At 40.7% G+C, this 23433-nt stretch carries 20 protein-coding genes, 2 pseudogenes and 1 riboswitch; of the genes and pseudogenes, 10 read left to right on the forward strand and 12 right to left on the reverse strand.

Annotated elements, in window-relative coordinates; translation table 11 throughout:
• The first annotated feature begins 13 nt into the window (after positions 1-13).
• Positions 14-2863, forward strand: a complete 2850-nt coding sequence (locus tag NLX73_RS06340) for an alpha-amylase family glycosyl hydrolase (RefSeq protein ID WP_254325659.1) — start codon at positions 14-16, stop codon at positions 2861-2863.
• Positions 2864-3170: 307 nt separating this feature from the next.
• On the opposite strand, the gene NLX73_RS06345 is transcribed toward NLX73_RS06340, so the two are convergent.
• Positions 3171-4319 carry an epoxide hydrolase family protein gene (locus NLX73_RS06345; RefSeq protein ID WP_254325660.1) on the reverse strand — a complete coding sequence of 383 codons (1149 nt, stop codon included), beginning with the start codon at positions 4317-4319 and terminating at the stop codon, positions 3171-3173.
• Positions 4320-4456: 137 nt separating this feature from the next.
• Here NLX73_RS06345 and NLX73_RS06350 point away from each other — a divergent pair, with 137 nt between their 5' ends.
• The 3 genes from NLX73_RS06350 (at position 4457) to NLX73_RS06365 (ending at position 7446) form a co-directional block, all read left to right on the forward strand.
• On the forward strand, positions 4457-5362 hold the full coding sequence (locus tag NLX73_RS06350; protein WP_254325661.1) for a LysR family transcriptional regulator: 906 nt from the start codon (positions 4457-4459) through the stop codon (positions 5360-5362).
• Positions 5363-5906: 544 nt separating this feature from the next.
• The gene (locus NLX73_RS06360) at positions 5907-6455 is read left to right on the forward strand and encodes a P-loop nucleotide/nucleoside kinase family protein (protein WP_254325662.1); all 549 of its coding nucleotides are present in this window, start codon (positions 5907-5909) and stop codon (positions 6453-6455) included.
• Positions 6456-6765: 310 nt separating this feature from the next.
• Positions 6766-7446, forward strand: a complete 681-nt coding sequence (locus NLX73_RS06365; protein ID WP_302055268.1) for a GerAB/ArcD/ProY family transporter — start codon at positions 6766-6768, stop codon at positions 7444-7446.
• A 95-nt stretch (positions 7447-7541) separates the two neighbouring features.
• On the opposite strand, the gene NLX73_RS25075 is transcribed toward NLX73_RS06365, so the two are convergent.
• The 4 genes from NLX73_RS25075 to NLX73_RS06385 form a co-directional block, all read right to left on the reverse strand.
• A complete protein-coding gene (locus NLX73_RS25075) occupies positions 7542-7655 on the reverse strand; it encodes an IS3 family transposase (protein ID WP_148504410.1) in 114 nt (37 codons plus the stop codon).
• Positions 7656-7829: 174 nt separating this feature from the next.
• Positions 7830-8297, reverse strand: coding sequence for a PAS domain-containing protein (locus NLX73_RS06375; protein ID WP_254325665.1), 468 nt, complete (start codon positions 8295-8297; stop codon positions 7830-7832).
• Position 8298: 1 nt separating this feature from the next.
• Positions 8299-9138, reverse strand: a complete 840-nt coding sequence (locus NLX73_RS06380) for an alpha/beta fold hydrolase (RefSeq protein WP_254325666.1) — start codon at positions 9136-9138, stop codon at positions 8299-8301.
• 656 nt (positions 9139-9794) lie between these two features.
• Positions 9795-10889, reverse strand: coding sequence for a major royal jelly family protein (locus NLX73_RS06385; RefSeq protein ID WP_254325708.1), 1095 nt, complete (start codon positions 10887-10889; stop codon positions 9795-9797).
• A gap of 179 nt (positions 10890-11068) precedes the next feature.
• Between NLX73_RS06385 and NLX73_RS06390 the strand changes: the two are divergent.
• The 3 genes and pseudogenes from NLX73_RS06390 to NLX73_RS06400 all read left to right on the forward strand — a co-directional run bounded on the left by NLX73_RS06390 (position 11069) and on the right by NLX73_RS06400 (position 13220).
• Positions 11069-11949: pseudogene (locus tag NLX73_RS06390) on the forward strand (IS110 family RNA-guided transposase).
• An 85-nt stretch (positions 11950-12034) separates the two neighbouring features.
• On the forward strand, positions 12035-12358 hold the full coding sequence (locus tag NLX73_RS06395; RefSeq protein ID WP_254325667.1) for a hypothetical protein: 324 nt from the start codon (positions 12035-12037) through the stop codon (positions 12356-12358).
• Positions 12327-13220 (forward strand): PucR family transcriptional regulator, encoded by an 894-nt coding sequence (locus NLX73_RS06400; RefSeq protein WP_254325668.1) that lies wholly within the window; start codon positions 12327-12329, stop codon positions 13218-13220. The genes NLX73_RS06395 and NLX73_RS06400 overlap by 32 nt, the downstream gene beginning before the upstream one ends.
• A 101-nt stretch (positions 13221-13321) precedes the next feature.
• Here NLX73_RS06400 and NLX73_RS06405 read toward each other — a convergent pair whose 3' ends face one another.
• The 4 genes from NLX73_RS06405 to NLX73_RS06420 all read right to left on the reverse strand — a co-directional run bounded on the left by NLX73_RS06405 (position 13322) and on the right by NLX73_RS06420 (position 15254).
• Positions 13322-13636 (reverse strand): DMT family transporter, encoded by a 315-nt coding sequence (locus NLX73_RS06405; RefSeq protein ID WP_023988641.1) that lies wholly within the window; start codon positions 13634-13636, stop codon positions 13322-13324.
• A 3-nt stretch (positions 13637-13639) separates the two neighbouring features.
• Positions 13640-13981 (reverse strand): DMT family transporter, encoded by a 342-nt coding sequence (locus NLX73_RS06410; RefSeq protein WP_053325459.1) that lies wholly within the window; start codon positions 13979-13981, stop codon positions 13640-13642.
• 93 nt (positions 13982-14074) lie between these two features.
• Positions 14075-14173, reverse strand: a riboswitch (guanidine-I (ykkC/yxkD leader).
• Positions 14174-14257: 84 nt separating this feature from the next.
• A complete protein-coding gene (paiA, locus tag NLX73_RS06415; RefSeq protein WP_254325669.1) occupies positions 14258-14776 on the reverse strand; it encodes a spermidine/spermine N(1)-acetyltransferase in 519 nt (172 codons plus the stop codon).
• A 25-nt stretch (positions 14777-14801) separates the two neighbouring features.
• A complete protein-coding gene (locus tag NLX73_RS06420) occupies positions 14802-15254 on the reverse strand; it encodes a MarR family winged helix-turn-helix transcriptional regulator (RefSeq protein WP_061828430.1) in 453 nt (150 codons plus the stop codon).
• A 114-nt stretch (positions 15255-15368) separates the two neighbouring features.
• On the opposite strand from NLX73_RS06420, the gene NLX73_RS06425 reads away from it, so the two are divergent.
• Both NLX73_RS06425 and NLX73_RS06430 read left to right on the forward strand, forming a co-directional pair.
• Entirely contained in the window at positions 15369-16013 is a 645-nt protein-coding gene (locus NLX73_RS06425) for a YczE/YyaS/YitT family protein (RefSeq protein WP_254325670.1), read from the forward strand.
• A 218-nt stretch (positions 16014-16231) separates the two neighbouring features.
• A pseudogene (locus NLX73_RS06430) lies at positions 16232-17144 on the forward strand (dihydrodipicolinate synthase family protein).
• 350 nt (positions 17145-17494) lie between these two features.
• Here NLX73_RS06430 and NLX73_RS06435 read toward each other — a convergent pair.
• The 3 genes from NLX73_RS06435 to NLX73_RS06445 all read right to left on the reverse strand — a co-directional run bounded on the left by NLX73_RS06435 (position 17495) and on the right by NLX73_RS06445 (position 21370).
• Entirely contained in the window at positions 17495-19357 is a 1863-nt protein-coding gene (locus NLX73_RS06435; protein ID WP_250268349.1) for a beta-glucoside-specific PTS transporter subunit IIABC, read from the reverse strand.
• Between the two features lie 105 nt (positions 19358-19462).
• Positions 19463-20908, reverse strand: a complete 1446-nt coding sequence (locus NLX73_RS06440; protein ID WP_254325671.1) for a glycoside hydrolase family 1 protein — start codon at positions 20906-20908, stop codon at positions 19463-19465.
• Between the two features lie 21 nt (positions 20909-20929).
• A complete protein-coding gene (locus tag NLX73_RS06445) occupies positions 20930-21370 on the reverse strand; it encodes a DMT family transporter (protein WP_023988632.1) in 441 nt (146 codons plus the stop codon).
• A gap of 346 nt (positions 21371-21716) precedes the next feature.
• Here NLX73_RS06445 and NLX73_RS06450 point away from each other — a divergent pair, with 346 nt between their 5' ends.
• Complete coding sequence (locus NLX73_RS06450) at positions 21717-22610, forward strand: LysR family transcriptional regulator (protein ID WP_103048528.1); 894 nt, start codon at positions 21717-21719, stop codon at positions 22608-22610.
• Positions 22611-23433: the final 823 nt, after the last annotated feature.

The raw sequence follows: 23433 nt of genomic DNA on the forward strand, positions 1-23433 counted from the left end.
GGAGGTTGTTAACTTGCTAAGGAAAAAAACTAGGAGTTTTATTTCTTGGTTGATTATTTTATCACTTTGCTTCAACTTCTTCGGTTTACCCGGCGTAGCTTCGGCCAGTAACACCGATTATACATCCACCTACACGAATTCCACAGCAACTGCCTTTCCATCGACAACCGCTTCTATCACGTCTACCGTAACCGCAACGTATGCACCTACCACAACACCTAAATCAACTCAAACTGGGTTAACGGTTCACTTTAAGAAACCTTCAAGCTGGAATTCAGCGATTCGAATCCATTACTGGAATCTGAATCCGACAACCGTTCCGATAAGCGGGGCGTGGCCGGGAATCCTGATGAAGCCGGATGGAAACAACTGGTACAGTTACACCATTGCCGAGGCGACAGGCTCAAGTCTCATCTTCAATGACAGTAGCGGCAAACAGACGGCCGACTTGTCCCGCAGTGTGAAAGAGGGCTGGTATTACACAGATAACACATGGTATGATGCCAGCCCGGAAATGCCTGAAATTCCGGCGATTTCCGCCTCTCCTGTACCCAAAACTTATGATTCGTCCCAAACGGTGACGCTTTCCAGCACCAACAGTGACGATAAGATTTACTATACGATAGACGGTTCGACACCTACGACATCCTCGACCTTGTATACCTCTCCAATCCAAGTTGCTTCCTCTTTGACCATTAAGGCCTTCGGTGTCAACTCAATCGGTCAAACTGGAAATCCGTCCTCTTTCGCTTATGTGATTGACCTAAATGCAGATCTGCAAGCTCCGACAATCACAGCGAATTTGCCTGCAGGGCATTCCGATTCCTCAGTGACTGTATCCTTTAACCTGAAAGATAACAAGGCGGCAACGACCAAGGCATACTATACGGAGGATGGTACAGAACCAACCACAAGCTCAAAAGTCTATATCCTCGGCAACGCGCTGGCCGGATTGACTGGACCGTCTATTCTTATCTCTAAGACCACGACATTAAAATTTCTCGTTATAGACGGTGCTGGTAATCAAACTAAACAGAGCTTTGTTTATAATATTGGAACTAAGGGGGATTTTCGGGAAGATACTATTTACTTCGTGATTACTTCCCGGTTCTATGACGGTGATTCGAGCAATAACGTGCACGCATGGGATGATGGAAAGGCGCGCAATCCAGAGTCGGACCCAGCTTGGAGAGGGGACTTTAAGGGGTTGATTCAAAAGCTCGATTATATCAAAGCCCTCGGATTCAGCGCCATCTGGATTACACCTGTTGTGCAAAATGCCAGCGGTTATGATTACCATGGTTACCATGCTTTAAATTTTGCCAAAGTAGACCCACGGTATGAATCGGCGGGAGCTTCTTATCAGGATTTGATCAATGCGGCCCATGCCAAAGGGCTGAAGGTTATTCAGGACATCGTCGTCAATCATACGGGTAATTTCGGTGAAGAGAATCTGTATCCCATGTTCAAGAAAGATCCAGCTAAACCCGATACCGCTAACAACTTGGTGAAGACTACGGATAAGTTGCCGCCAAACTATGATTCCATGACACCCGATCAGCAGTATCAGGCAAGGCTCGCCTTAATGAAGTCAGAGGGGACGAACAATAACATTTACCATACAGAGAAAAGTCTCTCCTGGGAATCCTATACTGTTCAAACCGGTCAGATAGCGGGCGATTGCGTGGATTTGAACACGGAAAACCCTGCAGTTAACAAATATTTAATTGATACCTACAATCACTACATAGACATGGGTGTTGACGCTTTCCGTGTCGATACGGTGAAGCATGTGAGCCGGTATATTTTCAATAAATACTATATTCCTGCCTGGAAGACAAGAGGCGGCTCGGATTTCTATATTTTTGGAGAAGTAGCCACTCGTTACAGAGATGTCTGGAACAGTGGAATTCCAGCGATCTCGACGCCATTCTATACTTGGAAAAGCTCAAAATCGTATCCGGGCGATGGAAAGAATGACTACGCCTCCAATAAAGCGTCAGTTGAACAAGAGTGGGCGGACAACTCTACTACAGCAGGACAGCCAACCTCGAACAATGCTTTCTTAAACGGAAATACCTATCATACGCCTGACTATTCGATGAAATCGGGCATGGATGTGATTGATTTTCCAATGCATTGGGCATTCAAGACTGCACAGGAAGCATTCAGTATGAAAGGTGGCGATCAATACTATAATGATGCTACCTGGAATGTAACCTATGTCGACTCGCATGACTATGCGCCCGACCAGGCTCCAGAAAATCAAAGATTTGCGGGCACACAGGACACTTGGGCCGAGAATCTCGATCTGATGTTCACCTTCCGCGGAATACCCGCTATCTTCTATGGCTCCGAAATCGAGTTTCAAAAAGGGGCAACCATTGATACAGGTCCAAACGCACCGCTAAGCAAAACAGGACGGGCATATTTCGGCGATCACATGGAAGGCAATGTTACGGTACAAGATTACGGCAAATACACAAATGCTACCGGCACACTTGCGGAATCGCTCAACCATCCTCTGGCGAAACATATCAGACAGCTTAATTTAATCAGAAGAGCTGTACCCGCCTTGCAAAAAGGCCAGTATTCCACAGAGAATGTATCGGGCAATCTGGCGTTTAAGAGAAGATATACCGACAGTGCCAAAGGCATTGACAGCTTTGCATTGGTCACGATTTCAGGAAACGCCACGTTTACCGGAATTCCGAACGGAACCTATGTGGATGCGGTGACCGGTGATTCCAAAACCGTTACTGATGGCAAGATTACCCTGACATGCTCCGGCAAAGGAAATGCAAGAGTATATGTATTGAATGGCAGAGGTGGAATTGGAGAAACGGGAGCCTATCTGAAGTAAACGGCAGTATGTCTTAGTTAACTGAAGCAACCTCAGTTCGGTATTGCACCGTGCTAAGGTTGCTTCATTAAAGAGTAGATCCAAGAGAGAGTCGGATATTGCTCTAGACTAAATTTCTAAACAACAAGATGCACCAACGATAGCTTCTATGTGCGTACATTCCTCCGTATATTTAATGACCAACAACCATCAAGTATTAACGGGTTATCGCTTCTACCCTGCACTCTGGAAGCACCTGAAGAGTTGCATTCTGAAGACGGTAACCAGTTGTACTGGTGGTTCATAGCCCTCTCAAGGATAGAGACTATCAGATGCTTAATGAATGAAAAAAATGATTTAGATGTTCGGCAAACAATTTAGGATTTTCCATAGCGGCGAAATGACCGCCTTTATTCGCTTTCTCCCAGTACGTAATATTATAGGCGCGTTCTACCCAGCTTCGAGGAGGCGTGGGTAGCTCCTTAGGAAATAAGGAAACCCCTGTTGGAACAGTAACACGCTGGCCTTCGGTGAAATGCAGTGGCATTTGGGTGCCTTCAGTATATATTCGTATGGAAGAGGCAATCGAATTGGTAAACCAGTAAATCGATATGTTGGTTAGGATATGATCAAGTGAAAAAGACCTTTCCATATCTCCGTCACAGTCACTCCAACCTTGAAATTTTTCTACCATCCAGCTGGCAAGACCGGCTGGAGAATCACTTAGTGAAAAAGCCAGTGTTTCCGGCTTCGTTCTATGAAGGACGCTATAAGCACCTTCTCGCTCCAACCACTCAGCTACGATGTCAAAGTAAGCTTGCTCTTCTTCGCTAACAGATGGTGTATTTTGAGTGAGGGGTGGCTTGTAGCTTCCAGGAATATAATTGAGATGAAGTCCCCTCACCCGTTCAGGGTACATGAATGCTAACCATGTTGAGACCCCTTCTCCAATATCCCCTCCCTGAACCAAATAACTTTCATAACCCAAACGATCCATAAGTTTTGCCCACAGCGTGGCTACGTATTTGGACCCCACTCCCGGTCGTGTGGGTTTACTCGAAAATGCAAAGCCTGGCAAAGAGGGAATAATCACGTCAAATGCCTCTTCAGCATGTCCACCATATAGCGATGGGGTTGTTAGATAAGGTATTAGTTCTAACATCTCTACAAATGATCCTGGCCACCCATGAGTCAGCAACAGTGGTCGTTCGGATGTCCCTTCACCCCGAACATGCACAAAGTGTATATCGAAGCCGTCCACATGTTCCATAAACTGCGGGAAACGGTTTAACCAAGCTTCCTGTTCACGCCAGTTGTATTCCGAGCCCCAATAATCAACTAATCTATTCAAAAAGGAATAGTCTGTCCCCAGAGCCCATGGTTCTATAGAGAAACTTGAAGGCCATCGAACCTGTTTTAGTCTGATAGATAGATCGTGCAATTGTTGCTCTGGAATTGAAATTTTGAACGGTTCCATTCATTGTTTCCTCCCTTGTAGATTAATTTACGATCAGAAGGATTCTATTGTATGATGGATCTGTTCATTAATAAAATTGAAATATTCAAAATCATTATCATTTTTATCGATAGAAATTAAACCTAAGGAGAACACCGATGGAAATTAGACACCTTATTACATTTCAGACGATTATCGAAATCGGAAGTTATACAGGGGCTGCATCGCAATTGGGATACACTCAGTCCACGATCACTGCCCATATACAGTCGCTTGAAGAAGAGATTGGCGGGGAGCTTTTCACTTACGAAAGAAGGCATTTGAAACTTACTCCATTAGGGAGAGAATTAATACCTCTGGCAGAAGATCTACTGGCTACTCATGACCAGATTAGAAATATACGAAGCAACCAGGAAGTTAAAGGTGTTGTTAAGGTGGCTGCACCAGAGTCTTTAACGATTTCTAGATTAAGTCCGATTATAAGGGAATTCTCTTTGAAATATCCTCATGTCAAATTCATTCTTACCAACGGTACATGTGAACAAAACCAGGTTGACTTAATCAGTGGACGTGTAGATGTGGCTTTGATGGTCTACCCGGAAATACATCCGGAAAAATGCATTCATTATTCTTTGGCCCAGGAGGACATTGTCCTGGTGTGCAGCAATGACGGCCCAGACCATTTCGATGAATATAAGAGAGAGAACACCAACCATTTTTTTATTACGAATGAAGAAGGCTGTATTTATCGGACCATGTTTGAAAGATATCTTGTAAAGCATGATATTCAACCATTTCAAACCATGGAGTTATGGAGTATAGAGGCGATTAAACAAACCGTTATGAGTGGGCTTGGATTTTCTTTTTTGCCTTATATTACAGTTAAAGAAGACGTGGATAGTGGAAAACTTAAAATTGTAAGTCATTCCGAAAAGTTCGATCCGATATACTCCCATATGCTGATTAAAAAGAAAAAGTGGCTATCTCCAACAGTGAAAGCTTTCTCTGAACTTGTTATAAAGTCGATACGTGAAACGGATAACGAGATCGAAAGATCAAGATGAGCACCATTGTTGGATAATTGGTATTATCGTATTATCTACTCGAATCATAATAATCTTTTTGCCTCTAGCTGCATGAGATGTCGTATCAGGTAATGAAATGACATCTGAGTAATGGTATTCGGAGGACAATAAAAAGACGACCTTCATGTTGGACCATTCAAAAGAGGCCGTTTTTTTCGCGTTAACATCGCTGATCCCTTTTCGCCAAACTCCGTTTGTCATGATTGACCATTACAAATCTCTCCTGGTTTTATGATTTGGAAGATGCACATCAGCAAATCGCTTCTAAAGACAGAAGCTACATTTAGTTTACTTATTCAAGGTATGTAAAACCGTCTCAGGTGAAACCATTGGGAATATTTGTGTCGTCTACGTATGGAAAGAGTCGCTTATCTTTTGCTCTATACCGATTCAAGTCCGAAGGAAAACAACGTGGCAAAGGCGTGTACCATATCCTAAACGTAAACAGCGCTTGAAGAAATGTGGCAGGTTAGTTGATTGAAGGGTGTTGTTTTAAGCCTACATTTAATTAAGGAGAATATTTATGAAACAAGGCAGAATTTTTATAATTACTGGTTCACCAGGAACTGGTAAAAGTACAACGGCATCAATTGTTGCTAAAGAGTCTAATTTATCAAAGTCGGTACATATGCACACTGATGATTTCTATCACTACATTCATAAGGGGGCAATCCCTCCATTTTTACCGGAATCACAAGAACAAAACTTAATTGTTATTGAAGCCTTTTTGGAAGCTGCAAAACGTTTTGCACGTGGTGGGTTCGATGTGATTATAGATGGAATTGTTGGTCCTTGGTTCTTAGATCCGTGGTTAAAAGCCGTACAAGATAATTATGAAGTACATTACATTATCTTAAGAGCGACTAAAGAAGTAACAATGAAACGAGCAATCAATCGTTCCAAATTGGACGAAGATGCCAACATTGAGTTGGTAGAGAAAATGTGGGAGCAATTTAACAATTTGGATCACTATGAATCCAATATTATCGACACAACAAATCAATCAATCGAACAAAGTGTTTCAACAATAAAAGCTGTGATTGAAAAAAAATCTTCTTTACTCACTATTTGATGCGATACAAAAGTTAAACAAACGGATACGATAGCTCAATAAACCGCCTTTTCATCAAGGCGGTTTTCTTATATTCAAAAATCAACATTAGAATTTAACATAGCCTTAGAAAGAGAAAAATATACAGGTATTCGTAAAATCGGCCTCTCTATAAAAGAAATGGTTTCTATGTGTAACGAGAGAATTAGCGACTTTAACCTTTATCCCGTTTGGTATTGTGCAACAATCATCTTATTTACAGTAATGTTCGACATACGGAATCACATTTCGTTAGAATTTTATCAATTAAAACTTTTGACGTTAACGGTCTATGCCAGTGCTTCATGAAATCTCAGTTCTGGCATTCCCCCTATTCGCCTCGAAAGAGATGAATATAGACATGGCCGTTGCATTGGTTACAGCTGGGCAACCAGCTGGAATATGGAATGGTACAATGATCGTCGTTGCCCTGTTCAGCGAAATGGCTTTTATCGTGTACCTATTTCCGTATTTTGTAGGGACTGATAAGTTAATGAAATCCCTAATGGGGGCTACGGCTACAGCTGTTGTGGTTATACTTGCTGTCCTGCTAGGATGCTTATTGTTATTTGGTTCAGAACTAACAGCAAATCTAACCTATCCGACATTAGAATTGATTCGTTATATTCATGCGGGGGTTTTCTTGGAAAATTTGGATCCGCTGCTGATTATCTTTTGGCTGTTTAGTATATTTATAAAGATATCTCTCTTCCTGCTTATATCCGTAAAGGGATTTGCTCACTTAGTTGGAATGAATGATCATAAATCGTTTTCTTACATTATGTCTGTTGCCATGGTGGTCATGTCGATTAATATGTTCAAATATACGGCCCACTTGGAGGATGTCACGAATCGGAGTGAGGTGGCATTTCTTCTTTTTACAGGAGTGACTCCAGTCTTATATTATCTGGTGGACCGGATTCGTTTCGGTAAGCTGAAGAAGAACACTAATCAACCAGAGACCGACAGTTAAAGAATACCTGTTAAAGAAGTACTTCGATATTGTAATGATAAAAGCCTGAAAATTGGTCATCCCCCTGTCAAGTAGACAGGACTAAAAAGACATGTTTAAGCAGCAACCGCTTCTCGGTATTCAGCCGGGGAACGGTTGTTTAATTTTTTCTGAAATCTACTTTGGTTATAAAATGAAATATACTCGCGTACCTGTTGTTCTGCCTCCATCTTTAACTCCAAGGAGACTGCCGAAAGGGTTGTCCCTTTTTGGCCATGAAAAAATCCCCTCCGTTCAACAAGATTAAATCCATCTTACCAGATGTCTTTTTTCTCTTGTCTACTAAAAGGGGATAATACCACGATTCGGGCTTTTAGAGTATAACTACTCAAAGAAGCATTGAACTATATCTTGGGATTAGGTAAAGATGAAAGTTCTTCCTTTTTTTTATCAAGCTCCTGCTCAATCTTTAGTAGCTCCTCTCCCGCCTTCCGACAGGCTTTCTCAGCTTTTTCAATCTGATGCTCGTATTCCTTCCTACGCAGCATGGGAATTAAGACACAATCGTACACCAATTCGTCTCCCTGCTCTCGAATCACAGCATTTAAAAGAACGGGAAGTGTTCCGCCGCTACCCGTTTTCATCATTAAATATATCTCATCTACGTGATGATTAAGCCGAATCAACGGTAAAAAATAAACCTGAAAGAAAATTTGGCTGGACCGATTTAGCAGGGATTCAAAACTGATACCGTTTACCCCTTGTTTTTCATATTCTAACAAGCGGCACAGCGTTGCATTGACGATGCGTATTGTCAGATTTTGATCCATCGACAAATAACCGCAGGGGGCATGATCCAACCGTTCGTCCATATTATGTGTGCAACTCGCTTTCCTGTATTGAATCGATTGAGGCAAGATATTCGCTGATGAGTGTAATGGTTTCATCCGGATGGCTTACGTGTGGACAATGACCGGTTGCATCCATCAGTCGGAACTCGCTCTCCTTCATCTGCTGGTGGATATAGGCTCCAGCTTCCATCGGAACGATTACATCATCGGAGCATTGCAAAATCAACGAAGGCACCACTACCTTGCCGAGTTCCTTACGGTAATCAGAGAGAAACGTTGCTTCCGCAAAACGACGGGCTACCTTAGGATCGGTTGCGCAAAAACTCAACTCAAGATCTTGAGATAATTCCGGCCGGTCTGTATTCCCCATAATGACAGGAGCTAGATAGCTCGCCCAACCTTGAAAGTTTTGATCCATCAAGTCCAATAAATCCATCAGATCTTCCCGTTCAAACCCGCCGATGTAATCAGGTAAATCGTTCAAATATCGTGCAGAAGGACCAATCAGAACAAGCCGATCAAAGTATTCCGATCTTTGAATAGAGGCCAACATACCGATAGTAGCACCGACGGAATGACCCACTAGAATGGCATTCTTCAATTCGAGCGCTGAACAAATGTCTAAGATATCCTGGGCATACCCGTTCAGATCATGATAAATACAAGGATTATAGGCCTGCATATCGGACTTTCCCGAACCTACAAAGTCAAACAATACCAGCTTGTACTTCTCTTCGAAAGCTGGTGCGACAAAGCGCCACATGTTCTGGTCACAGCCAAAGCCATGGGCGAATATAAGAGTCTTGGAACCAAAGCCCCTTACTTTGACGTTGTTTCGGATGAGAATTTGTTGGCTATCCATCGACTTTTCCTCCTGGTTACGATAAATTCTGTTCAATAAATCACTATACCACTATATCAAGATTTTTAAATTTTTTCTGACGTACGTAATCATCTGCTTGACTCTTATCTGCGGTTCCACAAGAAGCTACGCATATCATTGGCTTAAAGGCTAGCCACCAATTCACCGATTTGATTTATAGTTTTACAATCGAAGAACCTAAGCTGGATTAAAGAGACTAACACCAGTTGAGTTACCGTCGCCAGTTTTCAGCTCCATTATCCATAATGTTTTTTTCGGAATTAGGATTACTCGTTGGACTAAACTGCCTGTTAGCTCTTAACAGAGTACCGATAGTCTACAATGTAGTGTAGTGCTTAAGATCAAAAATAACAGCAGCTAGCATACCGATTAAAACTATTTGATTTCCAATTTCTCAAAAAACGTAAACGTTCTAATTTAAGTATACATAAGAATATGTAGAGCTTCCCTGGAATTGCTCAAATTAATAATACATGCCGATACTAATTGTGTGGCAGCATGCATTGGTTATAAAACTAAAGTTCCCAGTTAGTTGAACAGGCTGTCGAGCGGCAGCCTTCAAATTCTTAATAACCATAAAGTCATGAAATGCATTTTCTATGCAAATAAAGTCAACTTTGTAAAGTGAATATTTATTAAAAGGTGGGAGCAGGTAATTCATCAATTTTTATACGAAGTAAACTATAAGGTTTTTGTCGCAGGTCTTTTCCATAATGAAATCTTGCCTGCCGATGTAATTGGTTCACAATAACATATAAGTATTGATCTGGACCAATAGAAAAAGTATCCGGCCATAAAATTCTCGGATCATGTACGATGGTTTCCATTATTCCATTCGGAAATATCTTTCGAATACTATCGTTTTCATAGTCACCAGCGTAAACGTTTCCTTTTGCATCGGTTATCAATCCATCAGACGCACCTTTTTCTCCCCAATACTGCACATGATAACGTAAATTGAAATCCGGTATCGTTCTGTCTCTTAGGGCTTCTGTTGAGATCGAGTATAGATGACGACTGGTTAATGGACAAAAAAATATAATTTTTCCATCAGGGGAAATCGCTATACCATCAGAGGCCAATCGAAAGGGAGATGTCGAACCATCTGTGTTTCGATTCATCAAAATTTCACCTTCCACTTTCGGTAAAAAATACGAATCGGGTGAAGTTGAATTTGCTCCATTTAACCGTCTAAACGCATTTCCATTTTCTAAATCTACGACTATAATAGCACCTGGACCTTTGGAAGAAGAATCCGTTATATATGCGTAACCTGATTTACCAACACGAAAATCAAATCGGACATCATTCAGATACGTCGTCGGCAAGATTGCATCTTCTGCAAACGTGTATACTTTTCTTATTGTATTTGTTTTTAAATCTACAGCGACTAATTTTGCCCCTCCTTTAATAGGCTCAGAAAAATTTGGTGCAGCTGTATCCAGTACCCATAGGGTTCCCCTTCCATCAGCAATTACACTTTGGACACTGATGAAGGACATAGTGATATTCAAAGGATTTACCAAATTCGTTTCTAAATTAGGATAAGGCTGCAACCGACCCTCAACAATTTCCGCTACCGTAAATCTAACGTCATCTCCCCATTTCGGAAAGCAAATGAAGATACGCCCGGTTTCTGATACACTAACACCTGTAGGCATAGCCCCATAAAATGAATAAACGAGTTCTAACTTACCGAAATATTCTTCCATAGGTAACATAGGTTTTATGATATCCTCCCCAACATATTTGAACGGATATTACCTATAATATGTTTAAAAACTTTTTCTAATGCCTGCCTCTTAATGATTCTTTTCTAACCATAACATAGAAGCACGCTGGGTAGAGTAACCCTTTGCTGGTTGTTGCGCCAGTTCTCAATTTTAATTGCCGTAGAAAGGTGAATGTTATGGATGTGCTGATCGAGCGAGCTTGCGGTTTGGATGTTCACAAGAAGTCCATTACCGCATGTGTCGTAACTCCCGAAGGAAAGCGATTAAGACGTTTCATACCTACACGGTTTTCCTGCTTGATTTGATCGACTGGATCAAGCAACATTGCTGCACTCATGTGGCCATGGAAAGTACCGGCGTGTTCTGGAAACCAATCGTGAATTTGCTTGAAGCTGAAGAAATTCAGTTCCTCGTCGTTAACGCCCAGCACATCAAAGCCATTCCCGGCAGGAAAACGGACGTAAAAGATGCAGAATGGATTTGTAATCTGCTCCGCCACGGTCTGCTGAAACCCAGTTACATCCCAGACCGGAACCTAAGAGAACTGCGCGAATTAGTTCGTTACCGTTGCAGCCTGATTCAGAGACGGTCCCGCGAACACAACCGGGCCAAAAAGTGCTGGAAGGAGCCAACATTAAACTAGCTGCCGTTGTCTCCGACATCATGGGGTGAGCAGCAGCGACATGCACGAAGTCGGGACCGACATTGGTGCGCGTTTCCCCTCCGACACTCATCTCTGTTAGTGGATAGGTCTAGTTCCAAGGCAGAACGAAAGTGGTAAACGAATATCCTCCAAGACTCTCGCAAAGGCAACAAATACCTTTGTTCGGCACTCATTGAAGTTGCCCATTCCGTATGCAGATCCGACAATTACTCGGGTGTTCAGTACCGACGCTGAAAAGGCAGAAACCGAGCGGCTGTGGCGGTCGCCCACTCCATCATGACTATTGTTTACCATCTCCTCACGCGCAGCAAGGATTACAAAGATTTAGGCGGTAATTATTTCGAAAAACGACAGCAAGAAGCAATTGTTAAACAAGAAGTTCGAAAGCTTTAGAATCTTGTTCAGGTAACTCTCACCGCTTCGTCAATCACGTGCAGCGATACAAGGAACCATTCTGCAGCCATAAGGGTGGCCGAACTTGACAAACGAGGCCTCCCGCATCTTTGGTAATCCGGTAATCATTGTCGACGCAGGCCATAAGTTACTCGCTATGTGTCAAGCCCCTATCCCCAGCCGACCTGATATCGAACAGCAGCGAAATTTGAGCTATATTCTTGACAGTAATATTGAGAGCATGAAGAAATCCAATCTGTACGAACTGACCCGTATGGCTCTTATTCCTTATTATTCACGTGATCCCGAGACCAACGACTATTTGGATAACAGCTTTTGTGTACGTACATGGTATAGAATTCGCGCAGGTCAGTGTTATGGAGCTGGATCGCAAATTTACAGATATTGATTTTGAACTCGTACAATTTCTTTTTGAGCTGGTTTCGGTAGAATTGCAAAAGAACGACTTTTATAATTGCAATCCAGGAATGATGCATAGTTTTTTGCTTTCCGAACTGCTTACAGGCGAGCTTAATGATGCTAATATTATCGCAATGCGACTGACTCATCTGGAATGGACGCTTACACCTTACCTGAGAGTGATGACCTTGACAGACTTGAAGAACGGCTTTTTTGACGGGAAAGTTCAGCTGGTTGCACAGCATATGATCCAATTACTGCCGGATAGCCGTTGGATCGTGTATCAGGGACGTATTGTAGTTCTCATTTCCCTTGTTGATTCATCCTGTAAAATCATTGCTGAAGACAAACGAATTCTGGAATTTCTCCAAGTAAACGGACTAACTGCTTCGCTGAGTGACTGCTTTAGTCATTTAACTTTTTTGCGAAAATATTATAAGCAATGCCTAACTGCCATCGAGATTGGTTTCCAACTTAATTCTAACAAGCCAGTGTATATGTATGAGGACTATCTCTGCGAGCATATTGGAAAGATCATATCGGAACAGAACGATCTCGCTGACTTCTGCCATCCGGTTATCCAAAAGTTAATTGTTTATGACAATGCCCACAAAACAAGTTTGCTGCCTACCCTTGAAGCCTATCTTCAATATGTGGACACTCCAAATATTGCTGCTAAAACACTTTTTATTCATAGAAATACTTTGTTCTATCGAATCAACAGGATACGTGAGCTTTTTGAGATTGATCTAAGCGATGGTGATATTCGCCTGAAACTTCAATTGACTCTTCATTTTCTAAAACTGAAGACACAACGCGACGATCCTAAAGATCAGAGTATAGAAGGGTAAGAAAATGCAAAAAACATGCAGACAAAATTTCTTATCGCTACTTTATCTGCATACTGGTCTTTTCTATCTATTTTCTTTAATTTTTCCAATTCCATCATTATTCAGCTTACCAGCTTTAGGCCAACTGCTGAACCGAGTACCATCGCGATGAACAGAATTCTCGCGGTATTACGCGGTTCACTGTAAAAGATCATGCCCAATATGGCACCGCCAGAAGCTCCAATACCGGTCCAGACAGCGTAGGCCGTTCCCATTGGTAGTGTTTCCATGGCCAGGGATAGAAACAAGAAGCTCAATCCAAAGCCTGCAAGCAGGTAAAAAGCAGACAGGAAATTCCGATCTTTATGGAGCTTATTAATCATGAGAACTCCCATCATCTCAAATACGCCTGCCAAAATTAGAAATACCCAGTTCATACGTCAGTCCACCTCTTTTCCTTGTTTCTTCTCTTTGCTCTGTATTTTGAGCCCTACAACTCCGAGCAGAAGCACCCCAATTAGCAGCAATTTAGATCCCTGTACCTCAGCACCAAACAACAAAATTTCTGCTAATACAGTGCCGGCCGTTCCCAACCCGACAAATACTGCATACACCGTACCTACCGGAAGCGTACGGGAAGCCATAATCATGAGTATGAAACTTACTAAAATGGCAACTAAAGTGCCCCCCCACTCTAACCAGCCGCTGGCATGTTTCAGGCCGATGACCCATCCAACTTCGAATAATGCCGCAACTACAACAGATAACCATGTCTTGTTCATTTTGTGCTTCCTCCTTTTTGATAATGCTGCAAATGTAGTATGGATTTATAACAGCAATAAAAAAACCTGAGAGAATACTGCATACAGCAGTTTTTCTCCCAGGCTTTTATCCCTCCGTGGCACAGTACAACGACTGTGAGTTTTCTCTCGGACCAGCCGATATTACATCGCGGAACCCTAGAAAACATTTTCGAATGCAATTATAGTTAACATTATACACATTAGTGAATAAATTACAATATAAAAAATAATAAGAATTCTTATATCATCCTAAACTTATATCATTGTTTTGGTCATTATGAAATCAATTTGTTCTTCATCACCCATATAAAAAGAGTGTGCGCCAGTTTGAACAAACCCCATTTTCTTATAAAAAGCAATGGCGTTTTCATTTTTTTCCCATACGCCGAGCCAGATTTTCTTTTTATTATGCTCCATCGCAATTTCCATAGCTTTATTTAGCAGATTTTTACCAAGCCCATGTTTTTGAGATTTATTTTTTATATAAATCCTCTCAATTTCGAGCGACTCATCACCCATTTTTTCAGATTGGGCGTCATTCATATTTACCTTTAAATATCCAGCAAGTTCTTCATTGAAATAGATGAAAAAGATTTCTGAAGAGACGTTGGACAATTCATCCTCCAACTGTTCAAAATTAAATGCTCTTTCCAGATAGGCTTTCATATTTTCAGGTGAATTCTGATCTTTAAAAGTATCGTTAAATGTTTCAATACTTATTTCCTGGAGTACTTGTAAATCTTCACGTTTGCACTTTATTATTTTTGCAGTCACTTAATGTATCGCTCCTTCATGTAAATCAATAATTTCTCTTGTTCCCCTTTTTTACAAATTCCCAGTCTTCCCCTATATTTTCTCTCACTCTTTGAAGAAGATTGAAAATGGTTTCTACTTCTCTTTCCGAAAATCCCTCTAATGCAACGTTATTGGAATAATCATTTTCTCTTTTTATAAAAGGATAAACATTGTTCCCTTTATCTGTTGGAAAGAGTTTTTTAATTTTTTGGTTATGGTTATCTTCTTTCTTTTCAATAAAGCCATTAATTACAAGTTTTTTTATAGCACGAGATGCAGTTGTTCGATCTACTTTTATCATCTCAGCTAACTTTTCTTGAATGATTCCTGGGTTTTCACATATTCGCACAAGGTACAAATACTGCCCTTTTGTAAGGTCATATTCTTTAAATTCTATATTACTTATAGAATCTAATGCCCTTGCGATCATTCCAATTTCACGAAGTACTTCCTTCATAGTTAACTCCTTCGCACCTATTTTATTGCAAATGCAATAAAAATGATATATATTGAATTTACCTTATTTTTATTGCATTTGCAACATAAAATTATGTTAAAGAGGTCGAGTAAAGTGAGATATGTTTTTTTCGTATTAGGAATTTTTATATTATCCCTTGGAATTTCGTTCACTATACAATCAGACCTTGGGACTTCACCTTTTGATGCACTTTTGGTAGGACTGTCCATAAATGTGGGGCTTACTGTGGGAAGTTGGGAAATCATAATAGCTATAATATTGATATGTTGTAATTCGCTTTTAAAAAGACAAAGACCAGAAGTTTTGGGGTTGTTAACGGCATTTATAACGGGTATTGGAATTGATATGTGGCTTTTTTTATTACACAATTTGATAACACCTGAACTATGGTACAGCAAAGTTGTTTGTTTTGGAATTGGTTTAGTTGTTGTAGGATTAGGAACTGCAACATATTTACAGACAAATTTTGCACCAATTCCAGTTGACCGATTAACATTAATCATACAAGAATTAACTAAAACAAATCTATTTTTTTCGAGAACATTCATCTACCTTATATTCTTGATCATAGCAGTCATTTTAAATGGACCCATTGGCATTGGAACTTTGTTAACCGTTTGTTTAGGGGGGCTAATACTCAATTACTTTATGCCACTTACTGAAAAAGTACTTGACCGCATATTAACACACTCTGATACATCACCAAATCATGAGAAAGATAAAAAGCATTCTATATAGAATGCTTTTTATGTTGTTCAACTAACTTGATCTGTTAAAAGATGTAATATCCAAGTTGAGACTGAAGCTTGATGCTCATATCTCTTTGTTTCGATATTAGGTTTCTCTAGAAGAATTGGTACTGTTATTTGTCTCTCCATTGGTACTTTAATTGTGTCTAATTCATTTTTATAATGTGTTTGTATTTTGAAGGTCAATTATTAAAGGAGTGTAGCTTTATGTTCTGTGGATTATCTGCTTTTCCACTCACCCCAGTTAACGAGACAGGTATTAACGAAAAAGCATTTGTGACACTAATTCAACGATTAGTTGCAGCTGGTGTAGACTCAATTGGTGCATTGGGTTCAACTGGAAATTATGCATATCTTAATCGTGAAGAACGTTTACGTGTGCTTCGACTTGCTGTATTCATCTGAGGGGATTCCCGTGATGACAAGTATAAGTGCGATTCGTACTTCTGAAGTACTTCGATTAGCGGAAGATGCACAAAGAGCAGGAGCAAGCGCAGTGCTGTTGGCTCCTGTTTCTTACCAGGCATTAACAAATGAAGAGGTATATTCGTTGTATGAACAGGTGACAAGCTCGCTCTCTATTCCGCTTTGCGTATATGATAATCCGGGGACTACACATTTTCATTTCAGTGATGAGTTGCACGGTCGGATTGCTGAGCTGTCTAACGTTCGTTCTATCAAGATTCCTGGAGTGCCTTCTGATCCTGAAGCAGCCAAGGCACGCATTAGAAAACTGCGAACGGCCATTCCTCCCCATGTAACTATAGGAGTAAGTGGAGACTCATCCGCAGTCACTGGCTTGGATGCAGGCTGTGAAGCATGGTACTCGGTTCTCGGTGGTTTGTTTCCAAAGGCGTGCCTAAAAATGACCCGTTTGGCCCAGGACGGTTTTGCTGATGAAGCAGAGCGACTCTCGGCGCTACTTGAACCTATTTGGACGTTATTTCATCAATATGGTAGCCTTCGTGTTGTTTCAGCAGCAGCAGAAATAAGTGGCTTGATCTCAAGTCCCAGTCTTCCTTTGCCCTTACAACCATTGAATCAATCAGCTAGAGAACACTTGGAATTCATACTAAAGGATCTTCAGTCCACAGAAACATTCTATTCACCATTCGGCTAATACCTTTTCGAAGGGGAGACTACTAAGCACGTTTGCAGTAAAATTTTTCGTTATGAGTGTTGGAGGAACAACAGATGTGGTTCACATTTGCAATTGGTGCTGAACGTGTTCCAGAGGCTTTGAATTACATTGTCCTAGAAGAGACTCATTACCTCTCGAAGTCGATAAGGCTATTTCGAGACCTTATTGTCCAATACTTTGCTGAACTATCCAAACATTCGTAATATCTTAATCCTTTTCTTCGTTAACAACAAAACTATCTACTAAAAAAAGCCAGCTATAATAGCTATAGCTGGCTGTTATACGTTTTTTTCAATTTACTTCCATGATCAAATTCATGCTGTCCTGTGTTAAACCAAATTTGAAGATGAAACGCTAGGTTTTGCAGGAATCACATGTAATAACTGTTTTGAATTTGGATCCTCCAGATTCACATGCACTTGATCATAATTAAATGAATTCGTAACAATAACCATTACCGTAGGATCATAACCCGCAGCCTTAATTTGCTCCAAGTCAAACTCAACTAATTTGTCATCAATGCCAATTCTATCATTTTCCTTAACCAATGGTTTAAAGTGTTGTCCCTTTAATTTCACAGTATTAATACCGATATGAATCAAAAGTTCTATACCGGAATCAGATACAATGCCAATCGCATGCCCGGTTTTGTACACGCTGCTTACCGTTCCGTTTACCGGAGCTGTAACAATTCCGCTAATTGGAACAATCCCTGCTCCTTTACCCATCGCTTCAGAAGCAAACACCTCATCGCTTACACTGCTTAAAGGAACAATTTGGCCATTCACAGGTACCACAACCTCGTTTGGATTTGCTTGATCACTCAAATTCGTCACACTCTTATTCGAAACACCGAAGAAATAAGTTAAAATGACGGCTCCAAAGAATGCAATAATTAATCCGATGACTTCTCCAATGAAACCTTGGCCTAAATAAGTTGGAATAGCCAACAAGCTAGGAAATGTAAATGTGGATGCATGTACTTCAAACGATCCAATAACAGCGCCTCCAATACCAGCAGCGATCATTGCACAGTAGAATGGACGCTTTAATTTAAGGGTTACGCCGTAAATTGCCGGTTCAGTGATACCAAAAATGGCTGTGATTGCTGCAGAACCCGATAGGCCTTTGATTTTAACATCCTTGGTTTTCAAAAATACGCCTAGAGCAGCACCTGCTTGAGAAAGTACGGCTGCACATACAATTGGCAACCACTGGTCGTATCCTTGATTAGCGACATTGTTTATCATCAGCGTAATCAGCGCCCAATGGACTCCAAAAATAACAATCGACTGATGGAACGCTCCTAAAACCAACCCAGCAAGTAATGGGGAGAAACCAAAGATTGCTAACAATACCATGGCGAACAGGTCACTGATCTTTGTGCCTAGAGGGCCGATAACAGCCAAAGTTAGAGGCAACATAATCACTAGAGAAACCAGAGGGGTTAGCATATTACGAATTGATTCCGGAAAGAATTTGTTCAACAAAGGTTCCAAGTAAGAGAGGCCCCAAATCGACAACAGAATGGGAAACACAGACGCCGTATACGTAATTGGTATGATCGGTATGCCAAAGAAATCAATCGTTTGTGAATTGGATACGATCTCTACTAAAGACGGATGAATGAGTGCACCAGCTAACGAAACGGCTACGAATGGGTTGACTTTCAGCTTCTTGGCCGCAGTAAATGCCAAGAAAATCGGCAAAAAATAGAAAATGGCATCACTTGCTGCATTCCATATTTTATACGCACCACTGTCGGTCGATATCCAGTTCATTGTTGTAAATAAAGCTAGAATGCCTTTCAAAATTCCGGATCCAGCCAAGGCTCCCAGAAATGGCGTAAATACGGCCGAAACAAAATCCATCAACTGACTGACAGGATTAAATTTCCCAGTTATTTTTTCTGAAGCGCTTTCATTGTTGCTAGAAACATGTAATGCCATTCCAGGTAATGATGTTAGTGCATCATAGACTTGAGCAACGGAATTACCAACAACCACCTGATACTGTCCGGCACTATTGACGACGGTAATAACCCCATCTGTGTTTTCAATCTTTTTGGTATCTGCAGCACTCACATCATTTAATTTAAATCTCAACCTAGTGGCACAATGCCACACCGCATTTACATTCTCTTTTCCTCCTACTCCATCCAGAATATCCTTTGCCAATTTTTGATAACTCATAGTTGTCCCCCCTATTATAAATGCCCGGACCATTTTCCACATACCGTATAACTGACACGATACAAAATGATCCGGGGGTGCCTTAATCATTCAGTCATTCTCATCCTAATCGTTGGTGGTTCTATGAAGATCCTCGCCGTTTGAATCAATAACTTGCTTATACCAGTAAAAACTATCTTTAAAATGGAATTGTCCACTTCCGTTTCCTTCATCATCATAGTCCACATAAATAAAGCCATATCTTTTGCTCATTTCAGCAGTACCTGCACTGATGATGTCGAAAGGGGCCCAGGTACAATAGGCAAAAACATCTGCCCCTTCATGTATTGCCTCTTTCAGTGCTGCAATATGCTCCTGGTGGTATTCGATGCGATAATCGTCATGAACTTTATTGTCCGCTGTTATAACATCTTTAAATCCAAGACCATTTTCAGCCACCATCATGGGAACATGATACCTGTCCCAATATTTAGACATGCAGAGATATAATCCTGAAGCATTTATAGACCAGCCCCAGCGATTCGCTTTCAAATGGGGATTTTTGACGGTAGAATTAGGGTCCATCGTATTCTCACTAGCTTTAACAGTATTTGACCAGTAATAAGAGACTGCAAGGAAATCGGCTGTATTGTTCCGAAGCAACTCTTTCTCCGATTCCGTAATTTCCAGCTGGATGTCATGGTCTTCGAAATACGTCGATGCATATTCTGGATATTCGCCTCGAATCAAAACATCGCTGTAGAAATATTGCATTCGATTCCGTCTGAAATTCAGTTCGACATCTGCAGGTTCACATGAATAAGGGGCGGTTAATGTATCGGCCAACATCATTCCCATTTGAAGGGATGGATTTAGCTTGTGGCCAAACTCAGTAATCTTTGCAGAAGCAACGAATTGGTGATGAACCGCTTGAAACTTAGACTGCTCGTAATGATCAACTTTATCTTTCAGTATGCCAAGGGAGGCAAATGCCTCTTTGTGGACAAGGTTAATTTGATTGATAATGATCCAATATTTAACGATTTGGTGATATCTTTGCAGGACGGTTTGCCCATACTTCACGAAGAAATCAATCAGTTTCGGGTTTGTCCAACCGCCATATTGCTCAACCAAATTTAAAGGCATTTCATAATGGAAAATCGTGACGATTGGCTCAATATTTTTTTCTTTCATGTACTCAAATAATCGATCATAGAAGGCCAAACCCTGCTCGTTTGGAACGGTATCATCTCCATTCGGAAAAATCCTGCTCCAAGAAATAGACAACCGCAATGTTTTTACATGCATGTCTGCTAACGCATCGATATACTCACGGTATCGTTCGTAGAAATGTACTCCTTGGCGCTTAGGGAAATAGTATGTCCCATGTTTGTATTTTTCGTATGTTTCTGAATCCATGTCATTAAAATGTAGATCAATAGGATCAGCTCCTGGAATAAACGGCTGAATATCAGCGGTACTTAGCCCTCTTCCATCCCTGCGATGTGCACCTTCTACTTGATTAGCAGCAATAGCTCCTCCCCAGAGAAAGCCTTTTCTTATTTTGCTCATGTACGTTTCCCCCAAATGTATTTAAAATTTTTGTACGATAAAGACTCCTGCAATAACCAAAAGAGCTCCCAATAATCGAGGAATATTCAAAGTGTGCATACTAGCACCAATTAATCCAAAATGATCAATGATCACCGACACGATTATTTGTCCAGCTAAAACGTATCCAACCGTAGCTGCTACTCCTATTCTGGGCATGAGAATGGTTGTCGCCAATACATAGAAAGCACCCAGTAGTCCTCCTGTCCACATCCACCAGGGAGCTTCAAACCATTCTTTTTTGAACAACGATCCTTTTACAAAAAAAGATATGATTATTAATGAGATGGCACCTACTGTAAAAGAAATGGCCGAAGCAACAATAGGTGATCCCACCACCGTCCTTAGCTGCGCATTAACACTAAATTGTGTAGGCAAGGCCATTCCTGCCAATAATGCGAAAATTATGAATATGATAGCCATGTATTTTCCCCTTTCTCTTACTTTGATCAATTAGCCAATCTAAAATTGAACGAAGTGCTTCAATAAATCGTTTATCCGATTTTAGAACCACGAGAAAAGAAAATATCAAAAGAACGGTTTCAAGTGTGTCCATTGCAAAAGTAATCCCGCCTCACAGTATTATCCCCTCTCAAATTCTGAAGATTGAATATCCCCTACAGATGAGTCAATAATATAACTTAAATATGGGAATACTAGATTGGTCACCTTCTCAATTTATCGATTAATCATTGACAACCCGAGTATAATTCACGCAGTATAATAAGTAAAATTAATAATAAATATAGGAGGTATACTAAATACTTATATGGATATTAATTATGAACTCTATAAGATCTTCTATATCACAGTAAAAGCTGGAAGTATGTCTAATGCGGCAAAGGAACTGTTTACATCACAATCGGCAGTTAGTCAGTCCATAAAACTACTTGAAAATAAGCTAGGTGGACAATTGTTCCATAGAAGAGCACAAGGAGTGTCCCTTACTACGGAAGGAGAGATATTATTTCAATATGTAGAACAAAGCTATGAGTTATTACAGGCGGCTGAAAGAAAATTTTTGGAATTAAGGAATTTAGATGCTGGCCAACTAAGAATAGCCGTAAGCACAACAGCTTGTAGTAACTTCTTGATGCAATACCTAGAGACATTCTCCTTGGCTTACCCTAATATCGAGATTTATATCAAAGATCAATCTACTCATTCTACAATTAAGCAGCTAGAGTCAGGCGAAGTTGACATAGGAATCATCAATCTGAACGGAAGCAGAGATTCGCTGACGGTGATTGGAAAAATAGAAATACAAGATTGTTTTGTAGTAGGTGAGAGATTTAAAGAAATATGTGATAAACCAATATTCTTAAAAGAACTAGTAGTAAATTACCCGATCATTCTCATGCAGAAAGGACTTAATACAAGAAAATATATTGACAACTTTTTCACTTCATATGGCTTAAAAGTAATACCTAAAGTAGAATTGAGTACCATGGAACTGTTAATTGAATTTGCTAAAAAAGGTTTGGGCATATCGTGTGTAATCGAGGATTTTGTTCGCAGCGATTTGGATCAACAACAGCTATTCATAGTGCCCATCCAAGAAATCATACCTAAAAGATTTTTAAGTATTGCTATCAAAAAAGACTTGCCCCTTTCTTCAGCAGCTCAGAAGTTTATTGAGCTTTTTCAAAGCTGCACAGTATAAATTTATAAATTGGGTTATTTATTAAAGAATTGTCTAAAAAAAGCTCACTAAGGGCTTCTTATTTGACAGTCAACGAACCTCGCTTCAACCGCTCCAGAATGAGGTCGTCTGCTCCTGCGACAACTGGATGGTTGGTATAGTGAGCATTAAATAGGTAGATATCTAATCGGCAATGGAATAATCAAGTTCTTGTCCTTGGCTTGGAGCAAGAACTTGATTTCTTAAAACAAAAAAGCCGTCATTTAGACGGCTTCTAATGCAACATCCTCTTGTCCTCCGACATTTTTTATTAACTCAAAGCTCAAGTTTACCACCCATTTTTTTGAATCAATCTCCTCGTTCCGACATGACGTACCAACCGCAGTGCCCTTCGGCTGTTAACTATTGGCATATGGAAAGCACCACCCGTATCCCGATGGGTGACTGAATATTGCATTGGAGTATCCATTTTGTCGGGATGTTTACTTTAGGTAACCATGTATCCCTGGACACATGGTTGGTGTATGGTAGGCAGATGATATGATCCTCAGATTCCAATTTATGACTCCAGTAATTTTTTTCCTTCTCAAATAAGGCTTTCAATGGCATCCCTCCTGCTTCATGGGGTCTGTTACCCCAGTTGGAATGGTGCGTTGTTACGTACATGAGCGTTGTGTCGGAAAAAGAATACTTTGCAGGCAAGGGCAGGCGGACAAGCCGCCGCCCTCTGCACACGCAAAGTGAAATCATTGCATTTTAGAAAACGGATTTAGAAAACAAAGTCGATGGAATCCGGCGAGAAGCCTTCCGGTTGCTCGTCCGAGTTCACCTGAATATCGCTTAA

This window comes from Paenibacillus sp. CH40, from assembly GCF_024213605.1.
GTDB lineage: Bacteria > Bacillota > Bacilli > Paenibacillales > Paenibacillaceae > Paenibacillus > Paenibacillus polymyxa_B.

Coding starts and splice junctions, on each gene's coding strand:
- NLX73_RS06345 (WP_254325660.1), bottom strand. CDS start 4,319: ATGGAACCGTTCAAAATTTCAATTCCAGAGCAACAATTGCACGATCTA.
- NLX73_RS06350 (WP_254325661.1), top strand. CDS start 4,457: ATGGAAATTAGACACCTTATTACATTTCAGACGATTATCGAAATCGGA.
- NLX73_RS06360 (WP_254325662.1), top strand. CDS start 5,907: ATGAAACAAGGCAGAATTTTTATAATTACTGGTTCACCAGGAACTGGT.
- NLX73_RS06365 (WP_302055268.1), top strand. CDS start 6,766: ATGCCAGTGCTTCATGAAATCTCAGTTCTGGCATTCCCCCTATTCGCC.
- NLX73_RS25075 (WP_148504410.1), bottom strand. CDS start 7,655: ATGGAGGCAGAACAACAGGTACGCGAGTATATTTCATTTTATAACCAA.
- NLX73_RS06375 (WP_254325665.1), bottom strand. CDS start 8,297: ATGGACGAACGGTTGGATCATGCCCCCTGCGGTTATTTGTCGATGGAT.
- NLX73_RS06380 (WP_254325666.1), bottom strand. CDS start 9,138: ATGGATAGCCAACAAATTCTCATCCGAAACAACGTCAAAGTAAGGGGC.
- NLX73_RS06400 (WP_254325668.1), top strand. CDS start 12,327: ATGGAGCTGGATCGCAAATTTACAGATATTGATTTTGAACTCGTACAA.
- NLX73_RS06405 (WP_023988641.1), bottom strand. CDS start 13,636: ATGAACTGGGTATTTCTAATTTTGGCAGGCGTATTTGAGATGATGGGA.
- NLX73_RS06410 (WP_053325459.1), bottom strand. CDS start 13,981: ATGAACAAGACATGGTTATCTGTTGTAGTTGCGGCATTATTCGAAGTT.
- NLX73_RS06420 (WP_061828430.1), bottom strand. CDS start 15,254: ATGAAGGAAGTACTTCGTGAAATTGGAATGATCGCAAGGGCATTAGAT.
- NLX73_RS06435 (WP_250268349.1), bottom strand. CDS start 19,357: ATGAGTTATCAAAAATTGGCAAAGGATATTCTGGATGGAGTAGGAGGA.
- NLX73_RS06440 (WP_254325671.1), bottom strand. CDS start 20,908: ATGAGCAAAATAAGAAAAGGCTTTCTCTGGGGAGGAGCTATTGCTGCT.
- NLX73_RS06445 (WP_023988632.1), bottom strand. CDS start 21,370: ATGGCTATCATATTCATAATTTTCGCATTATTGGCAGGAATGGCCTTG.
- NLX73_RS06450 (WP_103048528.1), top strand. CDS start 21,717: ATGGATATTAATTATGAACTCTATAAGATCTTCTATATCACAGTAAAA.